The organism is Mesorhizobium sp. M7A.F.Ca.CA.002.15.2.1 (assembly GCF_003998715.1).
Classification (GTDB): Bacteria; Pseudomonadota; Alphaproteobacteria; order Rhizobiales; family Rhizobiaceae; genus Mesorhizobium; species Mesorhizobium ciceri.
The window spans coordinates 1-5,725 of the sequence record NZ_RZPI01000353.1 but is presented as its reverse complement, the minus strand read 5'-3'; the positions used below and the strand labels follow the sequence as shown (position 1 = coordinate 5,725).

6 protein-coding genes and 1 pseudogene are annotated in these 5,725 nt (G+C 62.6%); all 7 read right to left on the bottom strand.

Features of this window, described 5'->3' with window-relative positions:
* A partial coding sequence (locus tag ENZ74_RS19520; protein ID WP_164761085.1) for a helix-turn-helix transcriptional regulator occupies positions 1–278 on the bottom strand: 278 nt, incomplete at its 3' end.
* A gap of 142 nt (positions 279–420) precedes the next feature.
* Positions 421–2,013, bottom strand: coding sequence for an apolipoprotein N-acyltransferase (gene lnt, locus ENZ74_RS19515; RefSeq protein WP_063169993.1), 1,593 nt, complete (start codon positions 2,011–2,013; stop codon positions 421–423).
* 101 nt (positions 2,014–2,114) lie between these two features.
* Positions 2,115–2,585, bottom strand: a pseudogene (locus ENZ74_RS19510) (VOC family protein).
* A gap of 16 nt (positions 2,586–2,601) precedes the next feature.
* Positions 2,602–3,732 carry a hemolysin family protein gene (locus ENZ74_RS19505; protein WP_063169992.1) on the bottom strand — a complete coding sequence of 377 codons (1,131 nt, stop codon included), beginning with the start codon at positions 3,730–3,732 and terminating at the stop codon, positions 2,602–2,604.
* Between the two features lie 28 nt (positions 3,733–3,760).
* Positions 3,761–4,261, bottom strand: coding sequence for an rRNA maturation RNase YbeY (ybeY, locus tag ENZ74_RS19500; protein ID WP_013527905.1), 501 nt, complete (start codon positions 4,259–4,261; stop codon positions 3,761–3,763).
* 18 nt (positions 4,262–4,279) lie between these two features.
* A complete protein-coding gene (locus tag ENZ74_RS19495) occupies positions 4,280–5,272 on the bottom strand; it encodes a PhoH family protein (protein ID WP_245470979.1) in 993 nt (330 codons plus the stop codon).
* Positions 5,273–5,355: 83 nt separating this feature from the next.
* Positions 5,356–5,725 (bottom strand): TRAM domain-containing protein (locus tag ENZ74_RS19490; protein WP_127312931.1); only part of this gene is annotated, 370 nt, incomplete at its 5' end.

Here is a 5,725-nt window from a genome sequence, read left to right as displayed (position 1 = left end):
GCGTCCTCGGCAAATCCACGGCCCGCCAGAGGCTCCTGGCCGGGCGCATCCTCAAAAAAGAAAGCGACAGGCACGCCGAGTATGGACGCGATCGCCTGCAGACGGCTGGCGCCGACGCGGTTGGTGCCCTTTTCATATTTCTGAATCTGTTGAAATGTGATGCCGAGGTTTTCTCCCAGCTTTTCCTGGCTCATTCCAAGCATGTTGCGGCGAAGCCGAATGCGACTGCCAACATGGATGTCGATCGGATTCGGTTTCTTCTTGTTATCTTCTGTCATTTTTTCCTCGCCGAATTTTTTCGGCTTTCTCTATTTTTTTTCCTGCCCAAACAAAGCCGGAGGCAACTGCCCCAACAGAACGATCCACCGGCTTCGAGAAATTTTCAGGCACTTACAGTATGAGTTTCTAATGTGTTGGCTGTCAATTCACCCGTAGCCTTTGCCTTACGTTCAACAGCGCTGCCCCAACGGCAAACAGCAACATGATCAGCATTCCGTTAATGCGCCGTTGGCCGGGAGATATGAGCGCCTGTCCGGAAATCGGTATGTGGGCATCGATGGCGCCGCGCGCGTCGATAGCAAGCGCATCGACGATGCGCCCGCGCGGATCGACGACGGCCGAGATGCCGTTGTTGGCGGCACGCACCAATGGCAATCCATTTTCCACCGCACGGATCTGGGCCTGCCTGAAATGCTGATACGGACCCGGCGTGTCGCCGAACCACGCATCATTGGTAACGTTCACAATAAGCTGCGCTGACGCAGCGTCAACTGCCACAAGATCGGGAAAGATCACCTCATAACAGATAAATGGCAGCGCACGGATGCCGTCGGGTAGCGTGATGGCGTGCCGCTCATTGCCGGCCGCGAAACTCATCGGCCCGGCAACCAGTTGCTCGATGCCGAAACGCTGGAGCAGATCGGCGAAAGGCAGGTATTCGCCGAACGGCACCAGGTGAACCTTGTCGACGGCGTCCGTGATTTCACCCTTGTCGTCGATCGCCACCACGGAGTTGTAGTAGCGGCTGTCGGCATTTGCGGCCGAGCCGCCTTCCTCGCGGACGACGCCGGCAATCAGCATCTGGCCGGGTCCGAGCATATCCCCCAGCGCCGTCAATGCGTCCGGACGCTCGGTGAAGAGGAACGGCACCGAGGTTTCGGGCCACAGGATCAGTTGCGGCTTTTGATGGCCTGGATCCGGCGCCTTGCCCGAGAGCCCCATCAGGACCGCGAAGATGCGGTCGCGCACCGAGGCATCCCATTTTTCCGACAGGTCCACGGCCGGCTGGACAATGCGGACATCCAGGCTGCGTGAAGCTGGCGATTCGGGAGCGGCAAGCCTGATATAGCCGAAGCCGACATGGGCAGCGACGAGCACGACAAACAGTGCCGCGCCGAGGCGCAGGTGCCGACGTGCCGCCAGCAGTGCCGGCAGTGCGAAGACGAACACCGCGAGCGCGTTCATGCCGATCATGCCCGTCACCGAGACGCTCTGCATCAGCAGCGGCACGGGCATGGCCGCGTAGCCGACGGCATTCCAGGGAAAACCGGTGAACAGGAAATCGCGCAGCCATTCCGCCAGGCCGAAGCCGAAGGCAAGGGCGGCGATGCGGCCAATGTCGTTGCTCCACAGCAGCCGGGCAACGATTGCCGCAAAGCCGTAGAAAAAGGCGAGCATGAAAGGAATGCCGACCACCGCGAAGGGAAGCGCCCAGGCAAAGCTGTCGGCCTCGACCAGCAGCGCCGAGCCGATCCACCAGAGGCCGGCGAGGAAATAGCCGAAACCGAACCACCAACCGACGGCGAAAGCCGGCCGCAGACGCCGGAACAGACTGCCTGAAGCTTCGCCGGTGGCGCCGTCGAGCAGCCAGACCAGCAGCGGGAACGAGACGAAACAGGCGGCGAAGAAGTCGTAAGGCGCCTGCCCAAGCACCGCGAGGGCGCCTGCGAGAAACGCCACGAGCGCACGCCGCCAACCCCAAAGCAGAATTATCCGGCCGGTGAGGCGCTCCATGCATACTTCCGAGTCGCGAATCAGGACACAAGATTTAACAGGCTGCGCTCCGCGCTCCAAACGGCGCATGGGCTAGCTGAGATGCACAGCTCCGGCCCTGCCTACCGGTGCCAACCCTCGATTTGAACGCCCCCCAGCCGCTCGGCCTCCTCGCGCTGAACCGAACGGATGGTCTGCGTGAAGGTCCAGACATGGCCCTCGGGGTCGCGTGCACGATACTGGCGCTCACCCTAGAACTGATCCGCCGGCTCCTGGATTATATCAGCGTCGAGCGCCCGCGCCTGCTCGCAATGCGCATCCAGGCCACCCTTCAGCCTGACATAGATCGACTGCGTGTTCTTGCCCGAGAGCGAAGCCGGGCTGGCGACGTAATCGCTCCATTCGGAATCGACGATGATGTAGCTGTCGCCGAACCGCATCTCTGCATGGATGAGCTTTCCCTCGGCATCGCTGACCACCATGCTGCGCTCGAAGCCGAAAGCCGCCTCGAGCCAGTCCAGCGCGGCATGCGGATCCTTGTAGAAAACACCAGAGCCCAGACTTGGATGCTTGAACGGGTCGTCGATAGTCATCGTGCGAGCGAAACGCTCACGCCTGTTCGGTGCGCGCCGTGGCACGCCGGCGACGCTCACCCTTCTGGCTCTGCACGATGCGCACGCGCTTGACGCGGCGCGGATCAGCGTCGAGGACGTGAAATTCGAAACCGGGTATGGCCTGCACCACCTCGCCGCGGGCCGGAACACGGCCAAGCGTGTTGAAAATCATGCCGCCGATGGTGTCGACATATTCGCCATGTTCACCGGCGGCGAAATCCCCGCCGATCATCTTGGCGACGTCGTCGATCTCGGCCTTGCCATCGACGATGAACACGCCGTCGCCGCTCTGGGTGATCATTGGCTCGTCGTCGTCATGCTCGTCCTCGATGTCGCCGACCACCATCTCGACGATGTCTTCCAGCGAGGCAAGGCCGTCGGTGCCGCCATATTCATCGATGACCAGCGCCATTTGCGTGCGCGTCGTCTGCATGCGAGCCATCAGGTCGGAGGCGAGCATCGACGGCGGCACGAACAGCACCGGGCGGATCAGATTGAGGTCGCCAATGGTGCGTGCGAGATCGACCTGGGCGAGATCGAGAACCGTGGCGACGGGTGCTTTCCTGGTCGAGCGGCCCTTCTTGACGCGCGCGATCTTGGTGATGTGGGCCAGCACATCACGGATATGGACCATGCCGCGCGGATCATCGAGGGTCTCTGAATAGACCGGCATGCGGGAATGGCCGGATTGCTCGAAGGTGCCCAGCAGATCGCCGAGCGTCGTCGTGATTTCGACCCCTTGAATGTCGGCGCGCGGTACCATGACGTCCTCGACGCGCACTTCGCGCAGCCGCAGGATGTTGTTGAGCATGGCGCGTTCGCCGGGCGAGAAGGCGCCGGCATCGCTCGTTGTCTCGGCAAGCGCGCCGGCGATTTCCTCCCGCAGGCTGGTTCCGTTGCGTTGCCTGAACAGGCCAAGAACGCGGTCGAACAGGGAGGGACCGGCAGGCGATGTCTCGCTGGCAGCGCTGCCGATGCTGGCAGCACCAGAGGTGCCGGCAGCAGCAGAGGTACTGCTAGCACCAGAGGCAACGGTACTCGGACTTGATCCCTCTTCCGACGTATCGGAAGCCTTGGTTGCACTGCCGGCGTCGGGGCGGGCGGCAGTCTCTGGTTTGTCGTTCATCGTCGTCCGGTCAATTGGTCAGATGTAGTTACGCGTAGGGGTCGGGAATGGCAAGCCTTGCAAGCGCCGCGCGTTCGACGGCTTCCATCGCCTCGGCCTCGGCCTCGGTCTCGTGATCGTAGCCCAGCAGATGCAGCAGGCCGTGGATGACGAGATGGGTGATATGGTTCTCGACAGGCTTGTCTTCCAGTACCGCTTCATGGGCGACCGTTTCGGCGGCCAGCACGATGTCGCCCAGCATCGGCGGCAACGGACCGCCCTGCGCAAACGGAAAAGCCGGGAAAGACAAGACGTTGGTCGGTTTGTCCTTGCCGCGCCAGCCGGCGTTGAGAACCTGGATATGGGCGTCGTCGGAAAAAACGAGACTGAGTTCGGAACGGCCCGCCACGCCGGTTTCGGCAAAAGCCGCCTTAACGGCCCGATCGACCAGCCGCGTCAGGCTTGCCTCGTCGGGCCAGTTGCCCGCCTCAACCGCTATGTCGATGTCGACGGGAATATTCCCGTCGCCGGATATTATGTCCTCAGGCATGAAGCCGCATCGCCAACATCAATTCTCGGCGCCGAGGCCACGCGCCAGCTTGGCGTCCCGGTCGTAGGCCCTGACGATTTCCGCCACCAGCGGATGGCGAACCACGTCGCCGTCGTTGAAGCGCACGGTGCCCGCGCCCGCCACGCCGTCCAGCACCCGCAAGGCTTCGACCAGACCCGATTTGGTGTTCGAGGGAAGGTCGATCTGGGTCGGATCGCCGGTGACGATCATGCGCGAGTTTTCGCCCAGACGCGTCAGGAACATCTTCATCTGCATCGGCGTGGTGTTCTGCGCCTCGTCGAGGATAACGGCGGCATGCGCCAGCGTGCGGCCGCGCATGAAGGCAAGCGGCGCGATTTCGATCACTTCGGCGGCAATGGCGCGCTCGACCTTGTCGGCCGGCATCATGTCGTAGAGCGCGTCATAGAGCGGCCGCAGATAGGGATCGACCTTCTCCTTCATGTCGCCGGGCAGGAAGCCCAGCCGCTCGCCGGCCTCGACCGCCGGCCGCGAGAGAATGATGCGCTCGACCATGCCGCGCTCGAGCAGCATCGCCGCGTGCGCCACCGCCAGGTAGGTCTTGCCGGTGCCGGCCGGGCCGATGCCGAACACCAGTTCCGACCGTTCAAGCGCCCGCATGTAGGCGTCCTGGTTGAGCGAACGGGCATAGATCGTCTTCTTGCGGGTGGCGATCTGGGCGGCGGAGACCTTGCCCTTGCGTTCCAGCGTTGGCAGGGTCAACTGATCGTCGGCGGCAATCGCCATGCGCACGGCGCCGTCAACGTCGGACTGGCCGATATCGACGCCTTTCTGGAGAATGCCGTAAAGATTGTCCAGGGCGCGGCGCGCCTGCTCGGCGGCAGAAGCGGACCCTTTGATGGTCAGCTGGTTGCCGCGTGAGCGGATGTCGACGCCAAGCTTCTGCTCGAGCCGGGCGAGGTTTTCGTCGAACTGACCATAGAGGGCGCTGGCAAGCTTGTTGTTGTCGAAAGTCAGAACGATGTGCGCCATGTCAGAAGCCCCAGATGCCGGTACCGGGGGCAGGTTCTTCAGCTCTGCTGCGCTCAACCGTCTCTCCTCATCTGCCGAGACCCTCAGGCCAATTCGGCGAACAGGCTGTTGTAGCCCGTCTTCGTGATTCGCACCTGGATAATGTCACCGATTTCGCCGGCCTTTTCATCAACAATAACCGGCTGCAGCCAAGGTGAGCGGCCTACCTTCTGGCCGGCCTGGCGGCCGGGCTTCTCGATCAGCGTGTCGATGGTGCTGCCGATGAGGCTCAAGCCGAAGTCCTGCTGCTGCTTCACAAGCAGAGCCTGCAGCCGCTGCAGGCGCTCGTCCTTGACCGTTTCCGGCACATGATCGGCCATTTCGGCGCCTGGCGTGCCGGGGCGCGGCGAATATTTGAAGGAGAAGGCCGAGGCGTAATTCACCTGACGCACCAGCTCCATGGTCGACTCGAAA

Excerpts from the sequence above, each read along its gene's own strand:
- ENZ74_RS19505 (WP_063169992.1), bottom strand. The coding sequence starts at position 3,732 with ATGAACGACAAACCAGAGACTGCCGCCCGCCCCGACGCCGGCAGTGCA.
- lnt (WP_063169993.1), bottom strand. The coding sequence starts at position 2,013 with ATGGAGCGCCTCACCGGCCGGATAATTCTGCTTTGGGGTTGGCGGCGT.
- ybeY (WP_013527905.1), bottom strand. The coding sequence starts at position 4,261 with ATGCCTGAGGACATAATATCCGGCGACGGGAATATTCCCGTCGACATC.
- ENZ74_RS19495 (WP_245470979.1), bottom strand. The coding sequence starts at position 5,272 with ATGGCGCACATCGTTCTGACTTTCGACAACAACAAGCTTGCCAGCGCC.